Origin of the sequence: Pedobacter sp. ASV12, from assembly GCF_016429155.1 — a bacterium.
Lineage (GTDB): Bacteria > Bacteroidota > Bacteroidia > Sphingobacteriales > Sphingobacteriaceae > Pedobacter.
This window is the reverse complement of record NZ_JAELUC010000001.1, coordinates 156,857-180,509: the sequence shown is the minus strand read 5'-3', so window position 1 is coordinate 180,509 and position 23,653 is coordinate 156,857. Positions and strand designations below refer to the sequence as shown.

Here is a 23,653-nt window from a genome sequence, read left to right as displayed (position 1 = left end):
GCTAAGGCTGTTTGGGGGCTAATAAATTGGCAAACAGGCGATAGGCACCCGGCACACCCGCCGGCAGTTCTCTAAAGAAAACCAGCGAAGTGTAAACGAATTTGCCTTTGCCATAATCGGCCACCAGCAAAGCGCCGTCGCTGGCGCTTTCGCCGGGATCGTTCATGCTTAAAATGGTGGCATATTGAGGGTCTATATCGGTAGCGAAGTAAATGCCTCTTTCCTGCGCCCATCCTTCAAAATCCTTTCCGGTAATTTTATTGGGATAGTTGAGTGCCTGATGGTTTGGCGCAATAAACTTAACCACAGCATTTTCGTCGGTTACGCGCTTGTTGGCCAGCTTAAACGGATATGGTCCTAAATTGTTGAGCTTTAAATTGGTATTTACATTGTATTGGGCCACCAAAGTGCCACCATTTTGTACGTAGGCCATTAATTTAGGCTGCAAGGTTTTAACCTCGTCGTTGATATTGTAAAGACGGACACCGGTTACAATGGCATCGAAGCCCGAAAGGTCGCTGTTCAAAACCTGTGTAGTGCTGAGGTGGGTTACCTCGTAGCCAATCTGTTTCAGGGCATCAGCCACCAAATCGCCGGCACCATCAATATAGGCAATGCGTTTGCCTACCATTTTAAGGTCTACTTTTTCTACGCGTGCGCTGGCTTCGGGAAAAAGGGTAATGCTTGGAATGTGTTCGTAGCTGATGGTTTTAAGCCCTTGGGCCTTCTTGTTGTTTACCTCCATTACGATTTGGCCGCTAGTGGTGGCGCCGGCTGGCGTAATTGTAAAACTGATCAGCTGTTCGTCGCCCTTTTTGTCGAGCTTAAAGTTAATCGCTGCCGGACTGCTTTTCCAGCCAGCCGGCAGTTGGGGCTTAATGCTGCCCGTACTATTGCTGCGGAAGCTTTTGAGCTGCACCGTAATGGTTTTGGGCGTATTGCCATTAAAAATGTAGGCTTTTTCGCCCAGCGTAGCCGTCATAGCCGGAGCAATCACCAGATTTTGGTAAACCTCTCCACGTATAGGGTCGGTCGATTTATAAGTTACCGGCGTATTGAGACTGAATTTTTCGCCACCTAGTTCAATTACCGTATTTATCGAAAGTTTTTTAGGATTCTCGGGATAACCCACCTCCTCCTGCGAAGCGATGTGGTATTGTCCTATCGGATGATTTTCGGCCAGCCAATAAGGTTGCGTAAGGTCGTTGTTTGTTGTGGCTAGTTTGAAGACGAGATTGGTGGCTTTGTTCGGCTCAAGCTGACGCGATTGGCTGCCCACCGTAACCTTAATGGGTATGGCGGCATTGGCGCGATAAATGGCCGTATAATTTACGGCAACGCTGTCGCCGGCAGCATAAACGTTCTCGGCCGCATTGGCATCAACCCACAATCCGGCGCAAGCAAAAATCAATTCGTCGAGCAACTGGTGGTTAAAAGATTTATCCTGGGTTAGTTTTTTAAGCTTCAGCAATTCGGGCAGCGATTTAAAAGGCGCATCCACCTGATAGTTTTTCTGGATTTGCGCAAGCAGTGCTAAAATGGCCTGGTCTTGCACTTGAATGTCAATGCCGTCAAACAGGCCTGTTTTGGCAGGTTCGCCGGCGGTTGGACTAAAATATTCAAGGGCCTCGCCACGTTGCAACGTAGAGCCGAAGCCCTGGCTTTTGTGGTTGGTGCGACTAATGGCCGCAATTTCGCCATAGCTTTTGCCCAACAGCGGGTTAAAAAGGCCTACATCTATTTTAAGCTGGTCGGGGGCAGTGGTATTGGTGCTTCCAAAGTTAAAGGTATTCCAAAGAATACGCTTAGCTTGCCATACTTTGACGTATTGAAGCTGCTCTGGAAAGCGATTCGGATCAGCAGCGGCACTAAAAGCCTCGCGCGCCAAAATAGCTGAACCCGAATGGTGCCCATGCCCGGCCCTCGAATCTTCGGGAAAACGGGTAATGATGACGTCGGGCCTGAATTTTCTGATGGTCCAAACCACATCGGCCAGGATTTGTTCCTTGCCCCAGATCTGGAAGCTTTCTTCGGGCGTTTTAGAAAAGCCAAAGTCGTTGGCGCGGGTAAAAAACTGTTCGGCGCCATCAATACGGCGGGCAGCCAACAGCTCCTGGGTTCTAATGAGGCCCAACAATTCGGCCTGTTCATTGCCAATCAGGTTTTGTCCGCCGTCGCCCCGGGTTAGCGACAAATAGCCGGTTCGAACTTTTACTTCCTTGGCCAGGTAAGCCAACAGGCGGGTGTTTTCATCATCGGGATGCGCCGCAATGTACAATACGCTTCCTTTTACATTCAATTTGCCGATGCCCAGGGCAATTTCGGCTGCATTGGGCTGGTGCATTTGTGCTAGGCCCATAAAAGGCCATGCCAAGAGTAAAAATAGAGATGCTCTTAGGTTCATAAGGGTTTGGTTGTCGGTCTAAATTAATGAAATTTTCTAGATGTGGGGCGCAAGTGTCGAGATGTGAGATTGAGCTGATGGTTTTTATGGCCGGATGTTTACAAATTGATGCCAAGCCCGCATACATTGACTCAAGTTTATACCTTTGGCATCAAATATGCGTTAAATCAATCATGAATAAAATAAGTTTCTTCTTGCTTTTGCTGCTGGGCCTTTCTTCTTGCAGCATCAATAAACAGGCGCAGCAAATCAAGGCGCTCGAAAAATGCGACTACCGCTTGGTCAATGCTACGCAGGTGAGTTTGGCGGGTACCGATATCAGGAAGCTCATGAACGAGCAATCGATAAACTTGGTTAACCTGCCGGGCCTGGCTTTAGGCTACCTCAGAAAAGATATTCCGTTGAGGGCCACCCTCAACCTCGAAATCAGCAATCCATCGTCTACCCTGGCGGCCATTAACAACTTCGAGTACAAAATACTGGTCAATCAGCAAGAGGTGGCCACCGGAACAGTCGATCAACGGGTAAGCATCGATGCCGGACAACGTATCCAAGTACCGGTACAGGTCAATGCCAATGTGTATCAATTTGTTTCGAACAGCAAGGTACTGAGCGATATTGGCGATTTTTTGTCGAGTGCTCGGAAAGGCGAAGAAAAGAAAGGCATGGTTACCCTAAAAATCAAGCCTTCTATCCTGGTAGGAGGCAATTTGGTTAAATATCCGGGTTTCATTACCATCGACAAGGAAGTGAGCAGCAAAATTTTGTTGTAACAAAAAAATCTTGACTTTGGGAGCAGCTGCTTAACCGTTGGTTAAACTATGGGAATTGATTATCTTTAATTCACTAAAAACTAGTTGTATGAAAATAGTCAAAACCATTATCTGCGTGCTTTTTGGACTGATGTTCATTAACGCAGGACTTAACAAGTTCTTCAATTACATGCCTACGCCTAAACTTAGCCAGGAACAGCTGGATGTTTTTGGCGCCTTTATGAAAATCACTTGGTTGATGCCTTTGGTGGGTATCGTTGAGGTGTTGGGCGGTTTATTGTTCGCCATACCGAAAACCCGTGCCTTGGGTGCCATTGTCATTTTGCCGGTAATGGTTGGCATTTTGGTTCACAGCATGACGATGGACCACTCGGCTTTGGCCATGGTGTCTGTTTTGGCACTTATCAACCTCTGGATGATTGCCGATAATTGGAGCAAATATAAGCCGATGGTGGCTTAGCGCACTGCGGCCTCCGTTTTTAATGCTCCTGCTACGGTTAAAGTTTTTTTGGGCCCTGCATTGTTGTAGGGTCTAAAACTGTTTTGCCAAAATTTTTTATCTTGTGGGCAAATCTGATCCCGATGAAAACAATCCAAAAATTGATGTTAGGTGTGGCATTGTGCCTTTTGGTAACCAAGTTGCAGGCACAAACCAATACTTGGGTTACGCTAAAAGGCCAGCTGAAAGGCTTTAACAACCAGGTAGAAGTTCAAGACATGTCCGAATTCCAGTACCTGTTGCCGCCCAGTACCACGCGCATGATCTTGGCCGATTCTACAGGCCATTTCAGCATCAGGTTCAAAGTGGCCAGCCCTAATTATTTCCGCTTGGGCCGTAACCAGCTCTACCTTTCGCCGGGCGACGACCTCGAAGTTTTCATCGATTACAGCGATCCCAAAAAAGCAAGTTTCAAAGGCAAAGGGGCCGAAGCCAATACGTATCTGAAGGCAACTCCCTTTCCAAAAGGCGGTTCGTTTATAGAAGCCGGCAGTCAGGTAAAACCTGTGATGGAAGAAACATTTGCCACCATTGAAGCCATGGCCGCACAACGCGAACAAGAATTGGCTAAGCTAAGCAAGGCTTCGCCAGAATTTTTGCGTTTGGAAAAGGCACGGATCAAAGCCGACCTCATCAATAGCTACCAAAGCGGCAAGTTTTACAGTACCTATGAGCTTAAACTGAAAGACGAGCAGGCCAAAGCGTTTGAAGCGCAATATGCAAAAGCCATTGAGCCCAAAGTAAAAGCACTCAGCCAAAATTTTACTGATGCCTCATTGATGAAGCTGGTAGTTTACCGCGATGTGGCCGAAGATGTGGTGAAAGAAGGAGGCAGTCCAGCCGATATCCAAACCATAACCGACTGGTACAAGGCGAGCGATTTGGTGAACGCCATGCAAAAGGTAAAAGACAAACAACAGCTCGCAGTGTACAAAACCCAGCTCGCAGCCCTGAAAACACCGGCTTTTAAAGCAGCGGCCCTTGCCTCGCTTAAACAACTGATGGCTTTTGGCAAAGGCGATTTGGCCGTAGATTTTATAGCTACCGACATCAATGGCAAACCTGTAAGCTTAAGCAGCCTGAAAGGCAAAGTCATTTATGTTGACCTTTGGGCAACCTGGTGCGGACCCTGCATGCAGGAAATGCCTCATTTCGAAAAACTCAAGGCGCTGTATAAAGATAATCCCCATGTAGTGTTGCTTTCCCTGTCTATTGATGATGATGCGGCTTTATGGAAAAACAGTATTACCGGGCGCAAAGCCGATGGCTACCAATGGATGATTAACCGGGCCAAGCTGCAAGCCTATAACATTGTGGGCATTCCGAGAAGCCTTTTAATCGACAAGAACTTTAAAATGGTAGAAATGTCGGCACCCCTGCCATCTGAAACCCATGCGGCCAAAGCGATCAACGCATTGCTCAAGTAACGCAGATTTCTAAAACCAAGTGTCAATATCGTATCCGTCACATTTAAACGGGTGTTCGTCACATTTTCAAAAATCCTGTTTCGCGATTGATCATTTTTGGATAAATGTTAAAAAATTTGGAAGTATCAGTATTTACGAATACTTTCGTAATACGAATTGTTTCGTAGAATAAATCAACAATTTTGCTACACTCCTATTTTTTTAGTTTTTATTGCAACTTTTAACCAAACAGCTTGTCTTATCCGTACTTAGAACTTTTATGAAGAAAACCCTACTTATTGCCGTTTTTACCTGTCTTGCTACACTTGCTTTTGCCCAAAAGGGGAGCATAAGTGGTATATTGGTTGACAGTGTGAACCAAAAAACAACCTTAAACTACGCCACGGTATCGGTGTATAAGGCCAATGATACCGTATTGCACACCTACCGCTTGTCTGATGATAAAGGGATATTCAAAATCCCTGGCCTCGAAACGGGCATCCAATACCGTTTGGTGGTGAATGCCTGGATGTACAATATCTTGCGCAAGGAAGTGATGCTTACTGCCGAAACACCCAATTTAAACCTGGGCAGCCTCCTGCTGAGCGAAAAGCGCAACAATTTGAACGAGGTAGTAATTCTGTCGGAACGCCCGCCCATTATGGTGCGCAAAGACACCATCGAGTTCAATGCCGAATCGTTTAAAACCCTGCCTACGGCCGTGGTTGAAGATTTGCTGAAGAAACTGCCTGGGGTTTCCATTGCATCTGATGGCTCCATACAGGTGAATGGCAAAGCCGTAAGCAAGATTTTGGTGGATGGCAAAGAGTTTTTTGGCGGCGACCAGCAAATAGCCACCAAGAACCTGCCAGCCAATATTATTGATAAGATCCAGGTAAACGACGATCCCGAAGCCAAACGCCGCGATCCGGATTTGCTGGCATCCAATACGCCCCAGATCATCAACCTCAAACTGAAAAGAGCCATTAAAAAAGGAGCCTTTGGCAAGCTCTATGCTGGCGGAGGCCCCAAAGAAATGTATGAAGCCGGTGGCATTATGAATTTTTTTAGGGATACCACACAGGTAAGCGTTTTGGCCTATGGCAACAACATCAACAAACCCGGCTTCAGCATTGGCGATGTATCGAGGATTGGTGGCTTTTCGAGGTCGGGCATTAATTCGGTGATGATCAATACCGATGGGGGTTTTGCATTGAACAACATCTCTTTCGGGGGTACTTCTAATGGCGTACAGACTTCGGCAGGTGCCGGTGCCAACTTCAATACGCTGACCAAAAACGGCATAAAAATAAACGGAAAGTATTTCTTTGGCCAAAGCAATACCTTAACAGAACAGCTGGTTAACGTAGACCAGAATCTGGGCAACAACAAACTGTTTACCAACAATAACCTGAACCAGCGCAACAAAGCCTATAACCACAACATCGGCGCCAGGCTCGAATGGAAGATAGACACGTTAACCACGCTGACCATCGAACCTACGGTTACGCTTAACCTGTTGCGCAACAGGGGGCTGCAATTGACCCAAAGCAGAGATGCCAATGGAAACCTGCTTAACGATGGGGTAAACAACACACGCTTAAAAGGCGACAACACAGAGTATAACTTGAACTCGTATTTGTGGAAGGATTTTAAAAAACGCGGCCGTTCGCTCAATACCAGCATCAATTTGACCAAGCGCCAAAACCTGAACGATAATTTCAATACCACGGTCAATAATTTTTATTCGCCTTCGGCCAGTACCACTAACCTCGACCAATTGCGCGATAACAACATCAAGAACCTTAATTTGTACGCCAGTTCCAATTATAACGAACCGATCAGCAAAAAGCTCAACCTTAATGTCAGCGTAAACGCCAATTATCTCGATAATGAAAATGCTTTGGTTACCTTTTATAAAAATCCTTTAAACCAGGCCTACGATGTTGAAGATGCAACCTTGTCTGAAACGGTTAACCAAAGTGGCTTTAAAACCAATACGCGTGCCAGCCTACGCTGGAAAATTAGCGACAGTTGGGGCATACAGCCGGGGCTTGTGTTTAACACCATCGATTTAAAAAACAACTTCCGCAACTATCCTTCGTTTGAACAGCATTACCAGTTTATCGCACCTTCATTAATGGTTAAGTACAAAGACCTGACCATTACCTACAGCCCGTCGTTTAGGGAGCCTGACGTGAAATACATCCAACCGGTTGCCAACAATACCGATCCTTTGTTTGTGCAAAAGGGCAATGCCAACCTGTTGCCGGCCAAATCGTACCAGGTAAATGCCAATTTGTATAAATATGATACCAAACGATCGCTGAATTACAACTTTAACGCCAGTGGCAGTGTGCAAGACAATGCGGTGATCATGTCGCGTACCATTTCTGCCAGCGGCGTGCAAACCAATACGCCGATCAATGCCAACGGGATTTGGCAGTTTTATGCCGGAGCCAACATCAACAAGGATTTCAAGAATGGCAAGAACCAGTATTCGGTTGGCGTAGGCTTCTGGTCTAACTATACCCGTAGCTTGGTGATGGTGGATAACATCAAGAGCGATTACAACAATATTTCCATCTCGCCATCATTGAGGGGCAGGATTAACCTGAACGACAAATTCGAACTGGGGCAAACCTATTACCTGTCTATCAACAAAAGCACCTATCAAAATAATTTCTATAATAACCTGAATACGCTAACACACAATAGCGAAACCGAACTGATTTTGCGCTTGCCGAAGAAAATGGTTTGGGAAAGCACCTATCGCATTCAGCACAACAACCAAACGGTAGGTGGCTACAGCAACAACATCCAGATTTGGAATGCAGCGCTTACCTTCCTTTTCATGAAAAACGACAGAGCGCAGCTGAAATTTGCGGTGAACGATATTTTGAACACCAATACCAGAAGATACATCAGCATTAGCGAGAACTTTATCCGCGATATGCAAACCAACAACTTGGGCCGCCATGGCCTGGTTACCTTGACCTACAATATCCAAAATTTTGGGGGCAAAGTAGGAGGCAAAGATACTTTCTTTAGGTTTTAGGAGATGCACTTGCGAAGTTAAAACCTCGCAAGCGTTTGTTGGAAGCATACTTCACAAGTATATATCCCTAAACCAAGAAGCCTGATGAATTTCATCAGGCTTCTTGGTTATTCTATTTTTTCTCCCTTTTGCAGCTTTTCCCTGCGATGCTCCTGCCATAAATAATGGAGCAAGGTATTAAGCACTACGGCATTCCAGTTATCGTGCAGGCTTAGGGTGGCAATTTTGTTGTAAGAGCCAATGCCTTCTATATGCAGGTTGCCTTTTTTCTGGAAGTACCTCACGTCGGACCAAGGAATGACGGCGGTTTTGGTTTTGCCAAAGAACCAGGCCTTGTAGTTAACGGTAAAACCTTCGAAGTTGAATTTGGCTGTGCCCAATTCTATGGTCTGGTGCTCGTTCAGCGCATCGATGTAATCGTTTACCAAACGTTTTTTCACATATTGCCATAAACCCGACATGATGTAATAATACGTATGGTCTTCGGCCAACAACTCGCCAACCTGGTTACTGTTAAACTGGATGCTCAGTGTGCGTCCGTCTTTGGCTTTGACATCGATGGTGTATTTTTTGTATTTCGGATTCTTCACCGAACCAATCAACGAAACGCCGTATTTAATGGCAACTACATCTACACATGCAATTTTGGTTTGGTTTACTTCAATAAAATCTGCATTAATCTTCACCTTTTGGCCAGAAGAAGGCACGGTAATATCTACGTCGAAATTATGGTTTTGCATGGAGCCGAATATATGACTTTTAATTAAAAACTAACAAGCTGTACAAGACAGAATCTTAAAATAATAGCAAGGTTTGCTTAGCCACTTGCTTTTAGCTTGATGTGGGGCTTAAACGTATCGGTCCTTACGGTGGCATTGAGCTCGTGCAGGATGTTATAAAGCCCAAAATTGGTCCGGTTGATATAGATGAAATGCTTCACGCCCCTTGCTTGCTTAAATTCTGGCATTTTAGCAATTTTTTCTCCATATTGATAAAGGGCTGTGAAAAATTCTGCCCTGCTAAAATCAAATGTTGGCGTGGTGTAAGGCTTGGCAAATAAACCGATCATCTCTTTGTAGGCTTTGTAATAAAATTCAACCTGTGCCGGGCTATCATTAGGCAAGATCATCTCCAGTTGGCGGAAAGCCTGTATGGTGGCTTCTTTATCTTCGAGCAGGTCGGTAGAAGTTAAAGAGAAAAAAGGTTCGTAAAAATCGTCGGGCATTTCTTTGATGCAACCAAAGTCTATTACACCCAGCTTCTCGTTTGGGGTAATCAAAAAGTTGCCGGGATGTGGATCGGCGTGGACGGCCCGCAGTTCGTGTTGCTGAAAATTATAGAAATCCCAAAGTGCCTGGCCAATTTTATTTTTGAGTTCTTGCGAAGGCTTGGTTTGGAGAAACTCTTTCAGGTGCATGCCTTCGATCCAGTCCATCGTAATGATGCGGCTACCCGATAGTTCGGGGTAATAGGTTGGAAAAACCACGTTGCTCAGCTGGCTGCAAGCTTTAGCGAATTGAATGGAACGGCGCACTTCCAATTCGTAATCGGTTTCTTCGAGTAAACGTTCTTCAACTTCTTTGATATAGATGTTCAGCTCTTTTTCGCTCATGCCCAACAAACGAAAGGCAAAGGGCTTCACCAGTTTCAGGTCTGAGGATATGCTGTCGCCCACACCCGGATACTGGATTTTAACGGCTAGCTTTTTGCCATTGAGCATGGCTTCGTGCACTTGCCCTATAGAAGCGGCGTGGGTAGACTTGATGTTGAATTTGTCGTAAATGCGCTCAGGTGTTTTGCCAAAGTTTTTGGTAAATGTTCTGACAATGAGCGGACCAGATAGCGGAGGGGCATTGTACTGCGATTGCGTGAATTTATCGACATAGGCCTTTGGCAGGATATTTTTGTCCATGCTGAGCATTTGGGCAATTTTTAAGGCAGAGCCTTTCAGCTCGCTCAACGAATTATAAATATCCGAGGCATTGTCTGCATTAAGTTCTTCGCGGCTCAATGCCGGATTAAAAAGCTTTTTGGAATAGTGCTTAAGGTAGTTGCCACCAATCTGAAATCCGGTTTTAACAAATTTTGCCGAACGCTCTACCTTGGTGGTCGGCATGCTTTCTTGTGCTTTCATCGGTATTAAAACCTCATCCTTTCTTTAAACTTGCTGTTTTGGGAAAGGAACTTTCCATATTCAAACAAATTGTCTATTGGCGAGCGTTGAAACAAGTCGAACGTAACCTGAATGCCCTTTTCAATGGCTTCGTCTGTTTTTTCAAAATCATGGCTGTCATCGTCAATCCAAAAGTTAACGATAAAGGCAAATTGTATCCATAGGGCATCTTTGTATCTTTTGCTGAAGAATTTGCGCTCCACCAATTCGCCACTTTCCAATCCCTCATTAATCGTTTCTTCGGCAAAGTTCTCGAAAATTGCCTTGGCACCGAGCAGAGCCTCTGGTGTTCCCGACCGGTGGCCGTGTTTTTTGAGGCTGTAAATTACAAAGCTGCGCTGGCTTTTAAGCAACTCTACATAGCTGTAAAAGAAAGACAGTACTTTTTCTCTGGCGGTATATTGCGCCCAATGCTCCTGTTGTGCTATTTCATGGATAGCTTCCGAGGTCAGTTCAAACCAGATGTTTTTTTCGATGCTGTTAAATGAAGCATAAAAAGAATAGAAATCGGCCTCGGTTATTTTAAGTTTTTTAGCAAAACTGTAAACCGATTTGGGTTGCTCGTAATGCGTTAATACATAGTCGATATAACCTTTTTGAATTTGCGCTGCAGTTGCCATGGTTTTTAGTTATATAAACGTAAAATATAGCCCTATGGTTTAAGCTACCTTCAAATTTAAGGCTTTATTTATCATGTATTTGCAATAAAAACAAGTGATAAGCAAATAGCCGCTTAGGCATTGCAGGCGGCTTGCTGCTGTTGCCACCAGCTATTCCAAACCAAGCCGATGCGCTCTCAAGGTATCTTTGGCAATATCGTAACCCGCATCGGCATGCCTGATTACGCCCATGGCGGGGTCGTTGTGCAATACCCTTTTGATGCGTTTGGCGGCGTCGTCGGTTCCGTCGGCCACAATGACCATTCCAGCGTGGATAGAATAGCCTATGCCTACGCCTCCACCGTGATGCAGCGATACCCAGCTGGCGCCGCCTGCGGTATTGATGAGGGCATTGAGGATCGGCCAATCGGCTACGGCATCAGAACCATCGAGCATGGCTTCGGTTTCGCGGTTAGGCGAAGCCACAGAGCCTGTGTCGAGGTGATCGCGACCAATTACAATCGGTGCTTTTACTTTTCCTTCGGCCACCAACTGGTTAAAAGCCAAACCGGCTTTTTCTCTTTCGCCTTGGCCCAGCCAGCAGATGCGGGCAGGCAATCCCTGAAAAGCAATACGTTCTTGCGCCATGGTAATCCACTGGCGGAGGCTTTCGTTTGCTGGAAAAAGCGAAAGGATCAGTTTGTCGGTTTCATAGATGTCCTGCGGATCGCCACTTAAGGCGGCCCAACGGAAAGGTCCTTTGCCTTCGCAAAATAGCGGACGGATATAAGCCGGAACAAAGCCCGGAAAATCGAAAGCATTTTGTACGCCAACTTCTAGGGCACGGCCCCTGAGGTTGTTGCCATAATCGAAAGTAATGGCGCCACGTTTTTGCAGTTCGAGCATTTGTTTTACATGCTTGGCCATGGTGGCGTATGAACGTTTTACATACTCGTCGGGATTGTTGGTGCGCAGGTCGGCCGCCTCGGCTACACTCAGCCCTTCGGGAAAATAGCCGATTAAAGGGTCGTGCGCCGACGTTTGGTCGGTTAGCGTATCTGGGGTAATGTTGCGGTCTATCAATCTTTGCAGCAATTCAACGGCATTACAAACTACGCCGATGGATAAAGCCTTGTTCTCTTTTTGGTATTGCAATGCGCGGTCTATTGCCTCGTCTATGTCATAGGCAATCTCGTCGATATAACGTGTTTCCAAACGCTTCTGGATGCGCCACTCTTCAACATCGGCCGCCAGGCAAACGCCCTGGTTCATGGTAATGGCCAAAGGCTGTGCGCCTCCCATGCCACCTAAACCTGCAGTAACATTCAGTTTGCCTTTCAAGTTGCCGTTAAAATGCTTTTTGGCCAAGGCCGCATAAGTTTCGTAGGTGCCCTGCACAATGCCCTGCGAACCGATATAAATCCAGGAACCGGCGGTCATCTGGCCATACATCATCAGGCCTTTGTCTTCCAGCTCGTCAAAATGCTGTTGGGTTGCCCATTTCGGTACCAGCTGCGAATTGGAAATCAGCACACGAGGCGCATCTTTATGGGTTGGCAATACGCCTACCGGCTTGCCCGATTGGATGAGCAGGGTTTCGTCTTCTTCTAAATGCTGGAGCGCCTTCACAATGAGGGCAAGGGCTTCCTTGTTACGCGCGGCTTTGCCACGGCCGCCATAAACGATAAGGTCTTCGGGGCGTTCGGCAACTGCGGGGTCAAGGTTGTTCAACAACATGCGCAAGGCGGCTTCCTGCACCCAGCCTTTGCAGTTCAGTTGGCTTCCGGTTGGGGTTTGGCTTACTTTAAGGTTTAACCCTTCTATTTGGTTTGTGGTCATATCAAGGCAATGTTACAATTTCAAATGTAGGAATTTTATGTTATTTGCTTAGGTTTGTCACGAAATTGAAAAAGAGGCGTCAACATATCCATCAAATTCTGTCCTTGGCAATGCTTTGGGTATTCTCCCTGGCCATTACGCCTTGGAGCGCCTTGCATCACCATGAACAAGCACCCGAAGTTGCCGTTGAAAAACACTGTACGCACAAGGTCCATGTTAAAACACAGCAGGAAACCTGTTTGATCTGTGCCGCCCATTTCGAAAAAAACTACACCACTACAGAAAATGCTTACATCACTTACCTGAGCAGTAAGCTGATGAGCAAAAATATTTCTTCAGTCAGCAGTTCTTATGCCGAACTGATTGCCACATCGCTTCGCGGGCCCCCGGCTTTTTCATAAACATCTACCTGTTGCATCAGCTCCAACTGATGCCGTTTACATTCAATTTAATGATTCATCAATGGCTGATTGGCTTTGCCTATTGCCGTTTGTAAAAAAGAGATATTATGAAAAAGATACACCTTTTACTGGTTGTACTATTAGCTTGTTTTACGGCTCCTGCCTTGGCCGCAAATTGGGCAGATTTTAAGGGAAAGGTGCTTGATGCCAGCACCAAAGAACCGCTTTCTGGCGCCACGGTCTATATTTCCGACCTCAAAGCCACTACAACCACCAACGCCAATGGCGAATTCAGTTTTAGCAATATCCCATCGCGGGGCAAGTTTTTGGTAGAAGTACGTTATGTGGGTTATAAAACCGCATCGCAGCAAGTAGACCTGGCCGCTGGAGCGCAAATTGTTTTCGCTTTAGAAGCGTCGGTTATCGAAAGTGCCGAGGTGGTGATTACCGGTACGCCTTATAGTGCCAACAACAAAACCAATAGTTTGGCGGTGGTTTCCATTAGTCGCGAAAAGCTGGCGCAGGCAGCGGGTACCAACATTGTTGATGCGATTGCCAAAGTTCCTGGGGTTTCGCAGGTAACTACCGGTGGTGCCATTTCAAAGCCTTCTATCCGTGGTTTGGGCTATAACCGGGTATTGACCATTGTTGATGGTGCAAGAGAAGAAGCACAGCAATGGGGAGATGAACACGGCGTGGAAGTAGACCAGTTTTCTGCCGCCCGCATCGAGGTGCTGAAAGGCCCGGCCAGTTTGCTTTATGGTTCTGACGCTTTAGGCGGTGTAATCAACATTATAGACGACCTGGTGCCTGCTGCTGGCGATTTTAACGGTAACTTTACGACCAACTACAATACCAACAATGGCTTGACAGCTTCTTCGTTGATGTTGCAGGGCAATAGCGATGGCTTGGTTTACCGAGGCCGTGTTTCCTATAAAAATGCCTATGGCTTTGGCTATAAAGATCATACCGTGCCTAATTCGGGCTTTAATGAAACCAATGTAAGCGGAATGATCGGCCTGAACAAAACCTGGGGCTATGCACACCTCAATTTGTCTAGATTTAATACCAATATTGGTTTGGTGGAAGAAGGACCAAACGACAATGGTGATTACCTGGATGAAGAGGGCAACGTGATTTCGAACAGCGAAGCCCAAAAGCGGAAACTGAACCTTCCGTTTCAGAATATCAACCATTATCGTGCGGCGCTAAACAGCAATATTCTTTTGGGCGGTGGCCAGTTGAAAACCACCCTGGCTTTTCAGCGTAACGTACGTAAAGAGTTTGAAGAAAGTGCCACCGAACCAGGTTTGTACCTCAACCTTAATTCTTACACCTACGATGTAAAATATTCTTTTGCCAACAATGGCGTTTGGGAGCCAACCATAGGCGTACAGGGCATGCACCAAACCAATGCCAACAATGGCGATGAGTTTTTAATTCCGGATTACACCAGTGATAACATCGGTGCTTTTGCCTACCTGAAACGCAACTTTGCCAAAGGCGCCATTAACGCAGGTATCCGCTACGATCATAAAAACATAGATGGCCGCGATTTGATTGATGCCGACGGTAATCAGGTGTTTACGGCTTTCAACAATAAGTTTTCTAATGTTTCTGGATCGGTCGGCTTTGCCTTCGAAATCGCCAAAAACTTGAATCTGAAAGGAAATGCTGGTTCAGGCTTCAGGGCGCCCAACATTGCCGAGCTGGGGGCCAACGGCCGTCACGAAGGTACATTCAGGTACGAAAAGGGTAACAGTAACCTGAAACAGGAAACCAGCTTGCAGTTTGATTTGGGCTTAGAATATAATGCCGAAAAGGTAACATTGGGCCTAAACGCCTACAGTAACAAGATCTATAACTATATCTACCCCGGCAATTTCAATAACGAAACCATCAATTTTCAGGAAGAGGATGGAAGCACTACCGTATTGCCATTGTACCGTTATGTACAAACCAATGCAACCTTGATGGGTGGAGAGGCTTCGGTAGATTTCCACTTGATTAAGGCTTTGCACTTCGAAAATACCTTTGCCTATGTAAAAGGAACGAATAATGCCACTAAAGCGCCACTTCCGTTTATTCCGGCAGCCAGCCTGAACAACGAGCTTCGCTTTGAGCCCCAAATTAAGGGCCTAAGCGATAGCTATATCAAAATAGGCTTAACGAATGTATTTAAACAAGACCGTTTCGACAGTTTCGAAACCGAAACCAACGGTTATACATTAATAGATGCAGGCATTGGTACCGCTGTAAAAGTGAAGAAAGGAAAGATCAATTTATGGGTTACCGGACAGAACCTGACCGACAAGTTGTATTTCAATCATTTAAGCAGATACAAGCCGGCAGGTATTTACAATCCGGGACGCAATTTGAGTTTTGGGATCAGCGTACCGCTATTATAAAGGAATAGGTTTAGGTTAATCACCCACCCCAGTTGAGCGAAAGCAGGCTGGGGTTTTTTATTGTCGGCTACAATGCTCAGTTGCCCATTAACAGTTTTTAATACTTGTTGACTGATGTTTTTTCGCCATTTAAGGCCCGTAGGTTCATCTAAGTTGTTTGCCACCTTGATTGGTTTTGTGCCTACGATTGTTAGCTGCAATAGGCCTAGGTGCTCTTAGACGTCTAAGATGGTTGAACTTATGTTTCACCATCTTAGCTGTGTAAGGTGGTTAACACGTTTTTACTGATCCCATTAATCCTATAACAATTCGGCAATAAAAATTAATTCATCTAAAACTGCCTTTATAAGCTCTAAATCCACTTTTTGAAAAATAATTGAAAATAAATTTGGAGTCGATTATCCGTATTAATAATTTAGTGTATTATTTAACTAATACAGTAGAGTATGATAAAGATAAACAACCTGAATTTTGGCTATAGCAAGAACCGACCATTGTTCAGCGATATGAGCATGCAACTCAGCTTTGGCCACATCTATGGCCTCTTGGGCAAGAATGGTGCAGGCAAATCGAGCTTGCTAAAAAATTTGGCCGGATTGGTCTATGCGCAAAGCGGACAGCTGGATGTACTGGGCTTTGATCCTGCCAAAAGACAACCAGCCCTGTTGCAACAAATCTGCTTCATCCCGGAAGAATTTTACCTGCCGGCGGTAAAAGTAGATGCCTATGTAAAGGCAAATGCCGCTTTCTATCCAAACTTCGACCACAACTATTTCGCCTCACTATTGGCCGAGTTTGATATCCCGGTTGGACAAAAGCTCATCAACATGTCTTACGGACAAAAGAAAAAAGTAATCATTTCTTTCGGTTTGGCAACCCAGGCCAAATTGGTGATCATGGACGAACCCACCAACGGCTTAGACATCCCATCGAAAGCGCAGTTCCGTAAAATTATGGCATCGGTACTTACCGACGAACGTTGCATCATCATCTCTACCCACCAGGTGAGGGATTTGGACAACCTCATCGATACGGTAATCATGCTCGACGAGAACAAAGTGGCCTTAAAGGCATCGGTTGACGAGATTACCGAGAAACTTTGCTTTAAGCGCGTAAAAGAGATTGACGAAACAGTAATCTACGCAGAGCCTTCACTGGCGGGCTACAATGCGGTAGTGCCAAACTATCACCAAGAAGACAGCAGGCTTGATATCGAGCTATTGTTTAACGCGGTGTTGGCAGAGAAAAATAAATTGAAACCCATTTTTAACTAAAAGCTAAGCAACATGAACAATACTTTTAACTTACAGCGTTTTGGGCTATTGCTTAAGAGACAATGGCTAGAGTTTGGCAAGATCTTTCTGATTACGCTTTTGGTGGTGCTGGGTGTTTTTATTGCCTTTTACGGCTACAACTTGTTGCCACTGGGCAATAACCTAGGCTACAACGTGCTCAATTTCAGGGAGCCGCTATTCATGGTATTTGGCTTCTTGTTTATCAGCATTATTGCCAGTACCTATTTTGCGCACCTGGGTCAAAAATCGAGAGCGGTAATCGACTTGATGATTCCTGCTTCCATTTTCGAGAAGTTTCTGGCAGGAGTGTGCTTTACCGGAATCTTAGCGTCAGCCAGCTTCATCATCCTGTTTTATTTAACAGATTTGGCCTTTGTGTCGTATGTAAAAGGCCATCTCCACGACGTGGGCGCCGCAACCGATAGTGCAACCTACTTTTTTGCCAAAAACAACCCTAATCAGTTTAAGCCGCTTTACCTTGCACCGCTTTTTATCACCAGTGTGTTCTTATTGGGTTCTGTTTATTTTAACCGGTTCCATTATATCAAAACGGCTATTTCGGTTATGGTTTTCTCGGGCATCTGGACCTACATTATCGTTAAGGCTACTAAAGCGCTGCTATCGGGCAAGGTGCCTATCCACGAAAACGCAAACAATGGCAAAGAAACGGCAGAGCTCTGGGTATTTATAGGGCTGTCGGTACTTACGCTCATTATCTGGAGCATCACCTATGTGCGCCTGAAAGAAAAAGAGGTTTAATTTTAATCGGTATAGACATGGAATTTAGAGACAACAAGGCAATATACCTTCAGATTGCAGAATACGTTTGCGAACATATCCTGTTGGGCAAATGGCAAGCCGATCAAAAAATACCTTCGGTAAGGGAAATGGCCGTAGCGCTCGAGGTAAATCCTAATACGGTAATGCGTACTTACGAGCTGCTGCAAAACAAAAATATAATCAACAACAAAAGAGGCATTGGTTTTTTTATAGCCGATGATGCCATAGCCAATGTAAAAGCCTACAGAAAAGGCCAGTTTATGGACGATGAACTGCCATCGGTTTTCAGGAACATTTATTTGCTGGGCATAGGCTTCGACGAATTGCAAACCCGCTACAACACTTTTGTTAAAGAAACTTTTAATGCTTAAAACAGATGAAAACAAGTAATAAATTATTAATCGCATTTGCGGCATCGCTCATCCTTTTGCCAATTTTAGGCATGGTGTACAGCTCCCGGGTATTGTATACCGATGTCCAGAACCGCAAGGTAGAAGACAGAAAAGACGACAGCTTTAGCCAGGCTTCGGCCAATATGGAGAGCAAGGCAACGCCGGCCTTCCAATCGGTAAATATTGCCAATGGAAAAGGCATGTATTTCAATATCCGTTTGATTAAGGATGACAAATACGGGGTAAAAGTTCCGGATAATTATAAAGACATGATAAAGCTGGAGGTTGATGCACAAGGCAGGCTGCAGCTAACGTTCGACGATAAAGGCCGCGACAACAAGTACATTACCTTGCTTATTTATGCACCCGATACGAAAAGCATCAGTTTGGTAGAAGCCGATGGTGTAGACCTTAACGCCAAAGCCGATTCGCTGGCAGTTAGCCTTAAAAAAGTAAACCGATTGGTTTTCGACGGCGAAACGGCCATCAACAAATTGAGCGTGGCTACCGAAGACGTTAGCGAAGTGAACATCGAAAAAGAAATCGCCAAATCTTTGTACCTCAATCTTAAAAATACGGCGTTTACCAGCGAGTGGGCTTCTTATCAAGACCTGGACATTACAACTGCCGGAAATTCGACCATTACCGTAAAAGGCGACGATCGCGAGGCAAAGGGGGATCGCATCCAAAACCTGACCTTAAATACATCAGAAACGGCTCATATAAGCCTGGAAAACATGACCATTGGCAATTGCAAAGGCTCGCTTTCCGACCAAACCTTGGTAAGTATGCCTGCCGTAAACCTTAAGCAGTTGTTTAACAAGTAATAAGCACCAAATAAACTAATCAAAAAGCCAGGCCTGCCTGTGGCAGCCTGGCTTTATTTAAAACTAAACCAAATGATTTTGTTGCTACTCATCATTATTATCATCTGCCAGTTTTGGTAACTACAAGGCAGTTTGGCGCATGAAAAGGATAGAGGCCTGGATGTCTTTGGCCAACAACCTGTCGGCATCGTTAAAGGCAACGGTATGTCGATAGGCACTTACCAGTTGTTCCACTTTAGGCGATGACTGTTCAGGGCGCCTCAAATCGAGCGCCTGACTTGCGGTAAGCAGTTCTATTGCTAAAATTCTTTCCAGATTATCGCAAACGCGCAAGCACTTGGTAGCCGCATTGGCACCCATGCTCACATGGTCTTCCTGGCCATTGCTGCTGACAATGCTGTCAACAGAAGCTGGCGTACACAGCTGTTTGTTTTCGCTGGCAATAGAAGCCGCGGTATATTGCGTAATCATCAATCCCGAATTTAATCCGGCATTTTTAACCAGAAAAGGAGGCAGGCCTCGCGTACCCGAAATCAGCTGGAAGGTTCTTCTTTCCGATATCGAGCCAATCTCGGCCAGGGCAATGCAAAGAAAATCGAGGGCCAAGGCCAAAGGCTGTCCGTGAAAGTTTCCGGCAGAAATGATCATGTCCTCGTCTGGAAAAACATTGGGATTATCGGTAACCGAATTAATCTCGGTTTCGAAAACGGCGCTCACATAATTGATGCTGTCTTTGCTGGCGCCATGTACTTGGGGTACACAACGGAAAGAGTAAGGATCTTGGGTTTGTTTGCCTTCTCTAGCCATCAACTGACTTCCTGCCAGCCAATTTTGAATGTTTTTGGCGGTGTCTAGCTGACCCTGGTGTGGCCTGATCTGATGGCTCAGGTTTAAGAAAGGGTCAAGCCGACAATCGAAGGCATCTAAGGCAATAGCCGTAATGGCATCGGCCCAGGCCGTCATTTTTTGAGCTTTCAACAGGCAATAGCAACCATAGGCGCTCATAAACTGTGTACCATTAATCAGGGCCAAGCCCTCTTTGCTCTGCAAGGTAAGGCTGGTCCAGCCCAATTCCCGATAAAGTGCCGTCGTGCTTATTTTCTGGTTCTGGTACCAAACTTCTCCCTCGCCAATTAAAGGCAGGGCCAGATGGGCCAAAGGCGCCAAATCGCCAGAAGCGCCCAAAGAACCCTGGGTGTAAATAACCGGCAGTATATCGTGGTTGTAAAAATCGACTAAACGCTGCACGGTTGGCAAGGCTACTGCCGAATGGCCATAGCTGAGCGATTGGATTTTGAGCAGCAACATCAGTTTAACGATCGGCTGCGGTACTTCGGCGCCGGTTCCGCAGGCATGCGAAAGCAACAGGTTATGTTGCAGCTGGGTTAAATGCGCTGAATCTACCTTTACGTTTTGCAGGTAGCCAAATCCGGTATTGATTCCATAAATCGGGTCTTCGTTATCATTCAGTTTATCATCCAGGTATTTGCGGCATTTTTCAATGCGTTCAATCGCCAATTGGGATAAACTGATTTTTTTTTGCTCGTTAACCAGTTGTTGGATAACGGCCAATGATAGCGGTTGTACACCGATTTCGTAATTTGCCATGGGTCTTATATTTGGTGCCCAAAAGTATAAATAATGCTTAATTTAACCCAATCCGAGCTTATGATTTGTTTGTGAATTGGTTAGGATTCTAAAATCTCCAGTTGGGTAATAATGTCGCTTTCGGTTATTGGGTAAGGCACATTGTTTACGATGTTCTGGTAAACCGCCTCAAACAAGCCCGTGTAATCTCCTTTTTGCGAAGGGATTAAGGAAGTTTCACGACCTCCATCGGCGGTAACTACCGTTAGCTTGCCCTCGTTGTTCGGATATTCCCAGCCATATTGCGTTTCGGTAGGCTTCATGCCTTTTAAAAGCTGTTCTTCCTGTACGTCGGCATGGTTCTTTAAAAACGAGCCTTGTACGCCGTTGAGTACAAATGCCGGTTGGATATCGGCTACCAACATGCTGGCCGTTAAAAAAACATTGAGCTCGTTGGGATAGCTGAGCTGGATGGCAAAATAATCGTCAACCTTGGTGTTTTCCCGATTGTGGCTCAAAACTTTGTGAAAACTTTTAGGTTGGCCAAACAAACTGATGGCTTGGTCAAGCAAGTGTGGCCCCAGGTCATATTGCAAGCCGCTGGCGGCTATGGGTTCTTCCTTAAAGGTTTTGGGACCAATTTCGTTGCGGTAACGGTCAAAACGGAAATGTACTTCGACCAACTTGCCCAGCACACCACTTGCTATGATTCTTTTTACCGAATTGAAGCCACTGTCGTACCTTCTGTTTTGGTAAACCAAAGCTTTTTTGCCCTGGTTTTTGGCCAGTTCGAACAGCTCTTTGGCCTGGGCACTGGTTGCGGTAAAGGGCTTCTCTACCAAAATATGCTTGCCGGCCAATAAAGCCTGCTTGGCATAGTCGTAATGCGTGTAGTTGGGCGTATTGATGATAACCAGTTCAATCGAATCGTCGGCAATGAGCTCGGCAACGCTATCATAGCTTTTTACGGCCGGATAATCGAGTATCGCCTGCTTTTTGTTTCGTTCGGTAACGGCCGATAGCTGAAAGCCGGGGTGCGTACTTACAAAAGGGGCATGAAAAACCTTGCCCGACATGCCATAGGCCAAAAGGCCGGTGTTGATTTTACGGTTCATAACACAAAGCTAAAAAATTGACGTAGATGTGCGTTAACGATGGCGAGGTAAACGCCTATAAATGTATATTTGTGACATGAAACCAGCAGAAACACATGCCAAATGGAAAGTTTTGCAGGAGAGGATCGCTAAAGAGTTTGATTCTGAATTGCCAGATCTGAAAGTCGTACTCTTTTTAATCGGTGTTCAGGAGCTGGGACAGGGGCCAAGGAAATACAGCAAGAGGCAAAAAGAAGAGCTGATGCATATTGCCACCTGTAGGCTACTGAGCGAGATGGGCTTTTACGAGCTCGAGGGCCTTGATCAGGACGGCTGGCCACATTGGAAACTAATAAAGCCGGTTCCGTCTTATGCCATGATGGAACAGGAACTCTTGCTCAAATCGTTGGCGATCGGCTATTTTGCAGACATCTATGAGTAAAACTCAAGAAGGCAACAAATAAAAAGTCCCGATTTAATCGGGACTTTAATGTTATATAGGTAAATAGAACTAGCTATGATTAACCTGCTTTTTGGGCTTCTTTTTTCAATTGGTCGTTAGCTACGATAACAATCTCTACCCTACGGTTGGCTGCTCTACCGGCATCGGTTGCGTTATCGGCAATCGGCTCAGAGAAACCTTTACCTACCGTAATTAAACGAGCAGGAGGAACTCCTTGCGAAACGGCATAGGCTTTAACGGCCGCGGCTCTTTTTTCTGAAAGGTTCATGTTATATTGCTCGGTACCACGGCTATCGGTATGGCCGATGACCTTGATGTCGGTACCTGGATATTGATTGATAGAAGAAGCCAAGCTTTGGATGTTTTGTTTAGCGGCATCTTTAAGGTCAAATTTGTCGAAGTCGAACAGAATACCGCTGTCAAATTTCACAATAATACCTTCGCCTTCACGGATTACTTCTGCATTTGGAATAGCATTTTGGATTTCGGCCGCTTGTTTATCCATACGCTTGCCAATAAAACCACCGGCAGTACCGCCAACAGCTGCACCAATAATGGCACCTACCGCAGTATTACCTGCTTTTTTACCAATAATACCACCAATTACACCACCTGCTGCTGCACCAATACCTGCACCTTTTTGCGTATTGGTTAAACTGTCGCAACCTTGAAAAGTCATTGCGCCTATAGCAAAGGCCACACTTAATGTTGCTATTTTGAATCTTGAAGTCATCATTTTATTACAATTTTGATTTAATGTTTGTGAATTATTCAAAGGTAATGCCAATTCTGCAATCTTGCTTAAAATAAAAGCCAATTTGTGGCTTATCGACTGTAATTCCGTATTTTACAGGTATTGCGGGCGTATAGCCTTAAAGAAAACAGGGGCAATCCATACCCTGCACAAGGTACAGATTGACCATATTTGTATACAAGTTTGTTACATGCCACCGATTTATTCTGAGAAGTAAGCTTCCAGTTCTTTCAGCGTATTTTCGTCGGTTTTAAAGTCTTTGATTACCACCCCTTTTTCCAGCAGGATAATCCTGTCGCATACATCGGTTACGTGGTTCAGGTCGTGGCTGGAGATTAAAGTAGTAAGACGATGGGTAGCCTTTAACGATTTGATCAATGTTTTGAGCCTGATCTGGGTTGTAGGATCGAGGTTGGCAAAAGGCTCGTCGAGCACCAAAAGCTCGGGTTTTTGCATCAAAGCGGCGGCAATGCCTACCTTGTTCTGGTTTCCTTTCGAAAAATCGCGGATATATTTGCCGCGGTTCAGGATTTCGCCGTTAAAAAACTCTTCGTATTGCTTAAGGTAATCGGCTACATGTGCAGCACTCAAGTTGTGCAGGCTGCCAATAAACATAAAATACTCTTCAGGTGTCAGGTAGTCGATCAAAAAGCCTTCGTCCAGATAAGAAGCGGTATAGTCTTTCCATTGGTCTGTAGCAGCTACGTTTTCGTTTTTGGAAAGCACTTCGCCACCATCGGGTCTGATGAGATCGAGCAGCATCCTGAAAAGCGTGGTTTTACCCGCGCCATTATTGCCTACCAGGCCAATGGTTTCACCATCGCGGATGGTCAGGTTCGGAATATTAACTACGGTGCGACCACCATAATGTTTCTGTAAATTTCTAATTTCTAGCATATGT

At 45.4% G+C, this 23,653-nt stretch carries 20 protein-coding genes; 11 read left to right on the top strand and 9 right to left on the bottom strand.

Annotated features, from left to right (window positions below; genetic code table 11):
• Position 1: 1 nt before the first annotated feature.
• Entirely contained in the window at positions 2-2,404 is a 2,403-nt protein-coding gene (locus JHD69_RS00765; RefSeq protein WP_199136284.1) for a PIG-L family deacetylase, read from the bottom strand.
• A 173-nt stretch (positions 2,405-2,577) separates the two neighbouring features.
• On the opposite strand from JHD69_RS00765, the gene JHD69_RS00760 reads away from it, so the two are divergent.
• The 4 genes from JHD69_RS00760 (at position 2,578) to JHD69_RS00745 (ending at position 8,140) form a co-directional block, all read left to right on the top strand.
• Positions 2,578-3,177, top strand: coding sequence for an LEA type 2 family protein (locus JHD69_RS00760; protein WP_199136282.1), 600 nt, complete (start codon positions 2,578-2,580; stop codon positions 3,175-3,177).
• Between the two features lie 88 nt (positions 3,178-3,265).
• A complete protein-coding gene (locus JHD69_RS00755) occupies positions 3,266-3,637 on the top strand; it encodes a MauE/DoxX family redox-associated membrane protein (protein ID WP_199136280.1) in 372 nt (123 codons plus the stop codon).
• Positions 3,638-3,759: 122 nt separating this feature from the next.
• A complete protein-coding gene (locus JHD69_RS00750) occupies positions 3,760-5,103 on the top strand; it encodes a TlpA family protein disulfide reductase (RefSeq protein WP_199136278.1) in 1,344 nt (447 codons plus the stop codon).
• Between the two features lie 259 nt (positions 5,104-5,362).
• Positions 5,363-8,140, top strand: coding sequence for an outer membrane beta-barrel protein (locus JHD69_RS00745; protein WP_199136276.1), 2,778 nt, complete (start codon positions 5,363-5,365; stop codon positions 8,138-8,140).
• Positions 8,141-8,247: 107 nt separating this feature from the next.
• Here JHD69_RS00745 and JHD69_RS00740 read toward each other — a convergent pair whose 3' ends face one another.
• From JHD69_RS00740 to hutU, 4 genes are all read right to left on the bottom strand, one after another.
• Positions 8,248-8,880 carry a hypothetical protein gene (locus tag JHD69_RS00740; RefSeq protein ID WP_199136274.1) on the bottom strand — a complete coding sequence of 211 codons (633 nt, stop codon included), beginning with the start codon at positions 8,878-8,880 and terminating at the stop codon, positions 8,248-8,250.
• 77 nt (positions 8,881-8,957) lie between these two features.
• A complete protein-coding gene (locus JHD69_RS00735) occupies positions 8,958-10,274 on the bottom strand; it encodes an ABC1 kinase family protein (protein WP_199136272.1) in 1,317 nt (438 codons plus the stop codon).
• Positions 10,275-10,279: 5 nt separating this feature from the next.
• On the bottom strand, positions 10,280-10,933 hold the full coding sequence (locus JHD69_RS00730; RefSeq protein WP_199136270.1) for a TetR family transcriptional regulator C-terminal domain-containing protein: 654 nt from the start codon (positions 10,931-10,933) through the stop codon (positions 10,280-10,282).
• A gap of 150 nt (positions 10,934-11,083) precedes the next feature.
• Entirely contained in the window at positions 11,084-12,751 is a 1,668-nt protein-coding gene (hutU, locus tag JHD69_RS00725; RefSeq protein WP_199136268.1) for a urocanate hydratase, read from the bottom strand.
• 110 nt (positions 12,752-12,861) lie between these two features.
• Here hutU and JHD69_RS00720 point away from each other — a divergent pair, with 110 nt between their 5' ends.
• The 6 genes from JHD69_RS00720 to JHD69_RS00695 all read left to right on the top strand — a co-directional run bounded on the left by JHD69_RS00720 (position 12,862) and on the right by JHD69_RS00695 (position 18,854).
• Entirely contained in the window at positions 12,862-13,152 is a 291-nt protein-coding gene (locus tag JHD69_RS00720) for a hypothetical protein (protein WP_199136266.1), read from the top strand.
• 107 nt (positions 13,153-13,259) lie between these two features.
• On the top strand, positions 13,260-15,560 hold the full coding sequence (locus tag JHD69_RS00715; protein WP_199136264.1) for a TonB-dependent receptor: 2,301 nt from the start codon (positions 13,260-13,262) through the stop codon (positions 15,558-15,560).
• Positions 15,561-16,006: 446 nt separating this feature from the next.
• Positions 16,007-16,834 carry an ABC transporter ATP-binding protein gene (locus tag JHD69_RS00710; RefSeq protein ID WP_199136261.1) on the top strand — a complete coding sequence of 276 codons (828 nt, stop codon included), beginning with the start codon at positions 16,007-16,009 and terminating at the stop codon, positions 16,832-16,834.
• 12 nt (positions 16,835-16,846) lie between these two features.
• Positions 16,847-17,614 carry a hypothetical protein gene (locus tag JHD69_RS00705; protein ID WP_199136258.1) on the top strand — a complete coding sequence of 256 codons (768 nt, stop codon included), beginning with the start codon at positions 16,847-16,849 and terminating at the stop codon, positions 17,612-17,614.
• Positions 17,615-17,631: 17 nt separating this feature from the next.
• The gene (locus tag JHD69_RS00700) at positions 17,632-18,006 is read left to right on the top strand and encodes a GntR family transcriptional regulator (RefSeq protein WP_199136256.1); all 375 of its coding nucleotides are present in this window, start codon (positions 17,632-17,634) and stop codon (positions 18,004-18,006) included.
• A gap of 5 nt (positions 18,007-18,011) precedes the next feature.
• Positions 18,012-18,854 (top strand): hypothetical protein, encoded by an 843-nt coding sequence (locus JHD69_RS00695; protein ID WP_199136254.1) that lies wholly within the window; start codon positions 18,012-18,014, stop codon positions 18,852-18,854.
• 120 nt (positions 18,855-18,974) lie between these two features.
• Here JHD69_RS00695 and hutH read toward each other — a convergent pair whose 3' ends face one another.
• Both hutH and JHD69_RS00685 read right to left on the bottom strand, forming a co-directional pair.
• On the bottom strand, positions 18,975-20,462 hold the full coding sequence (gene hutH / locus JHD69_RS00690) for a histidine ammonia-lyase (protein WP_199136252.1): 1,488 nt from the start codon (positions 20,460-20,462) through the stop codon (positions 18,975-18,977).
• 80 nt (positions 20,463-20,542) lie between these two features.
• Positions 20,543-21,556, bottom strand: coding sequence for a Gfo/Idh/MocA family oxidoreductase (locus tag JHD69_RS00685; RefSeq protein ID WP_199136250.1), 1,014 nt, complete (start codon positions 21,554-21,556; stop codon positions 20,543-20,545).
• A gap of 76 nt (positions 21,557-21,632) precedes the next feature.
• On the opposite strand from JHD69_RS00685, the gene JHD69_RS00680 reads away from it, so the two are divergent.
• The gene (locus JHD69_RS00680) at positions 21,633-21,977 is read left to right on the top strand and encodes a hypothetical protein (RefSeq protein WP_199136248.1); all 345 of its coding nucleotides are present in this window, start codon (positions 21,633-21,635) and stop codon (positions 21,975-21,977) included.
• 79 nt (positions 21,978-22,056) lie between these two features.
• On the opposite strand, the gene JHD69_RS00675 is transcribed toward JHD69_RS00680, so the two are convergent.
• The gene (locus tag JHD69_RS00675) at positions 22,057-22,734 is read right to left on the bottom strand and encodes an OmpA family protein (RefSeq protein ID WP_199136246.1); all 678 of its coding nucleotides are present in this window, start codon (positions 22,732-22,734) and stop codon (positions 22,057-22,059) included.
• Between the two features lie 219 nt (positions 22,735-22,953).
• Positions 22,954-23,649, bottom strand: coding sequence for an ABC transporter ATP-binding protein (locus JHD69_RS00670; protein ID WP_199136243.1), 696 nt, complete (start codon positions 23,647-23,649; stop codon positions 22,954-22,956).
• Between the last annotated feature and the right edge of the window lie 4 nt (positions 23,650-23,653).

Coding starts and splice junctions, on each gene's coding strand:
- JHD69_RS00765 (WP_199136284.1), bottom strand. CDS start 2,404: ATGAACCTAAGAGCATCTCTATTTTTACTCTTGGCATGGCCTTTTATG.
- JHD69_RS00760 (WP_199136282.1), top strand. CDS start 2,578: ATGAATAAAATAAGTTTCTTCTTGCTTTTGCTGCTGGGCCTTTCTTCT.
- JHD69_RS00755 (WP_199136280.1), top strand. CDS start 3,266: ATGAAAATAGTCAAAACCATTATCTGCGTGCTTTTTGGACTGATGTTC.
- JHD69_RS00750 (WP_199136278.1), top strand. CDS start 3,760: ATGAAAACAATCCAAAAATTGATGTTAGGTGTGGCATTGTGCCTTTTG.
- JHD69_RS00745 (WP_199136276.1), top strand. CDS start 5,363: ATGAAGAAAACCCTACTTATTGCCGTTTTTACCTGTCTTGCTACACTT.
- JHD69_RS00740 (WP_199136274.1), bottom strand. CDS start 8,880: ATGCAAAACCATAATTTCGACGTAGATATTACCGTGCCTTCTTCTGGC.
- JHD69_RS00735 (WP_199136272.1), bottom strand. CDS start 10,274: ATGAAAGCACAAGAAAGCATGCCGACCACCAAGGTAGAGCGTTCGGCA.
- JHD69_RS00730 (WP_199136270.1), bottom strand. CDS start 10,933: ATGGCAACTGCAGCGCAAATTCAAAAAGGTTATATCGACTATGTATTA.
- hutU (WP_199136268.1), bottom strand. CDS start 12,751: ATGACCACAAACCAAATAGAAGGGTTAAACCTTAAAGTAAGCCAAACC.
- JHD69_RS00720 (WP_199136266.1), top strand. CDS start 12,862: ATGCTTTGGGTATTCTCCCTGGCCATTACGCCTTGGAGCGCCTTGCAT.
- JHD69_RS00715 (WP_199136264.1), top strand. CDS start 13,260: ATGAAAAAGATACACCTTTTACTGGTTGTACTATTAGCTTGTTTTACG.
- JHD69_RS00710 (WP_199136261.1), top strand. CDS start 16,007: ATGATAAAGATAAACAACCTGAATTTTGGCTATAGCAAGAACCGACCA.
- JHD69_RS00705 (WP_199136258.1), top strand. CDS start 16,847: ATGAACAATACTTTTAACTTACAGCGTTTTGGGCTATTGCTTAAGAGA.
- JHD69_RS00700 (WP_199136256.1), top strand. CDS start 17,632: ATGGAATTTAGAGACAACAAGGCAATATACCTTCAGATTGCAGAATAC.
- JHD69_RS00695 (WP_199136254.1), top strand. CDS start 18,012: ATGAAAACAAGTAATAAATTATTAATCGCATTTGCGGCATCGCTCATC.
- hutH (WP_199136252.1), bottom strand. CDS start 20,462: ATGGCAAATTACGAAATCGGTGTACAACCGCTATCATTGGCCGTTATC.
- JHD69_RS00685 (WP_199136250.1), bottom strand. CDS start 21,556: ATGAACCGTAAAATCAACACCGGCCTTTTGGCCTATGGCATGTCGGGC.
- JHD69_RS00680 (WP_199136248.1), top strand. CDS start 21,633: ATGAAACCAGCAGAAACACATGCCAAATGGAAAGTTTTGCAGGAGAGG.
- JHD69_RS00675 (WP_199136246.1), bottom strand. CDS start 22,734: ATGATGACTTCAAGATTCAAAATAGCAACATTAAGTGTGGCCTTTGCT.
- JHD69_RS00670 (WP_199136243.1), bottom strand. CDS start 23,649: ATGCTAGAAATTAGAAATTTACAGAAACATTATGGTGGTCGCACCGTA.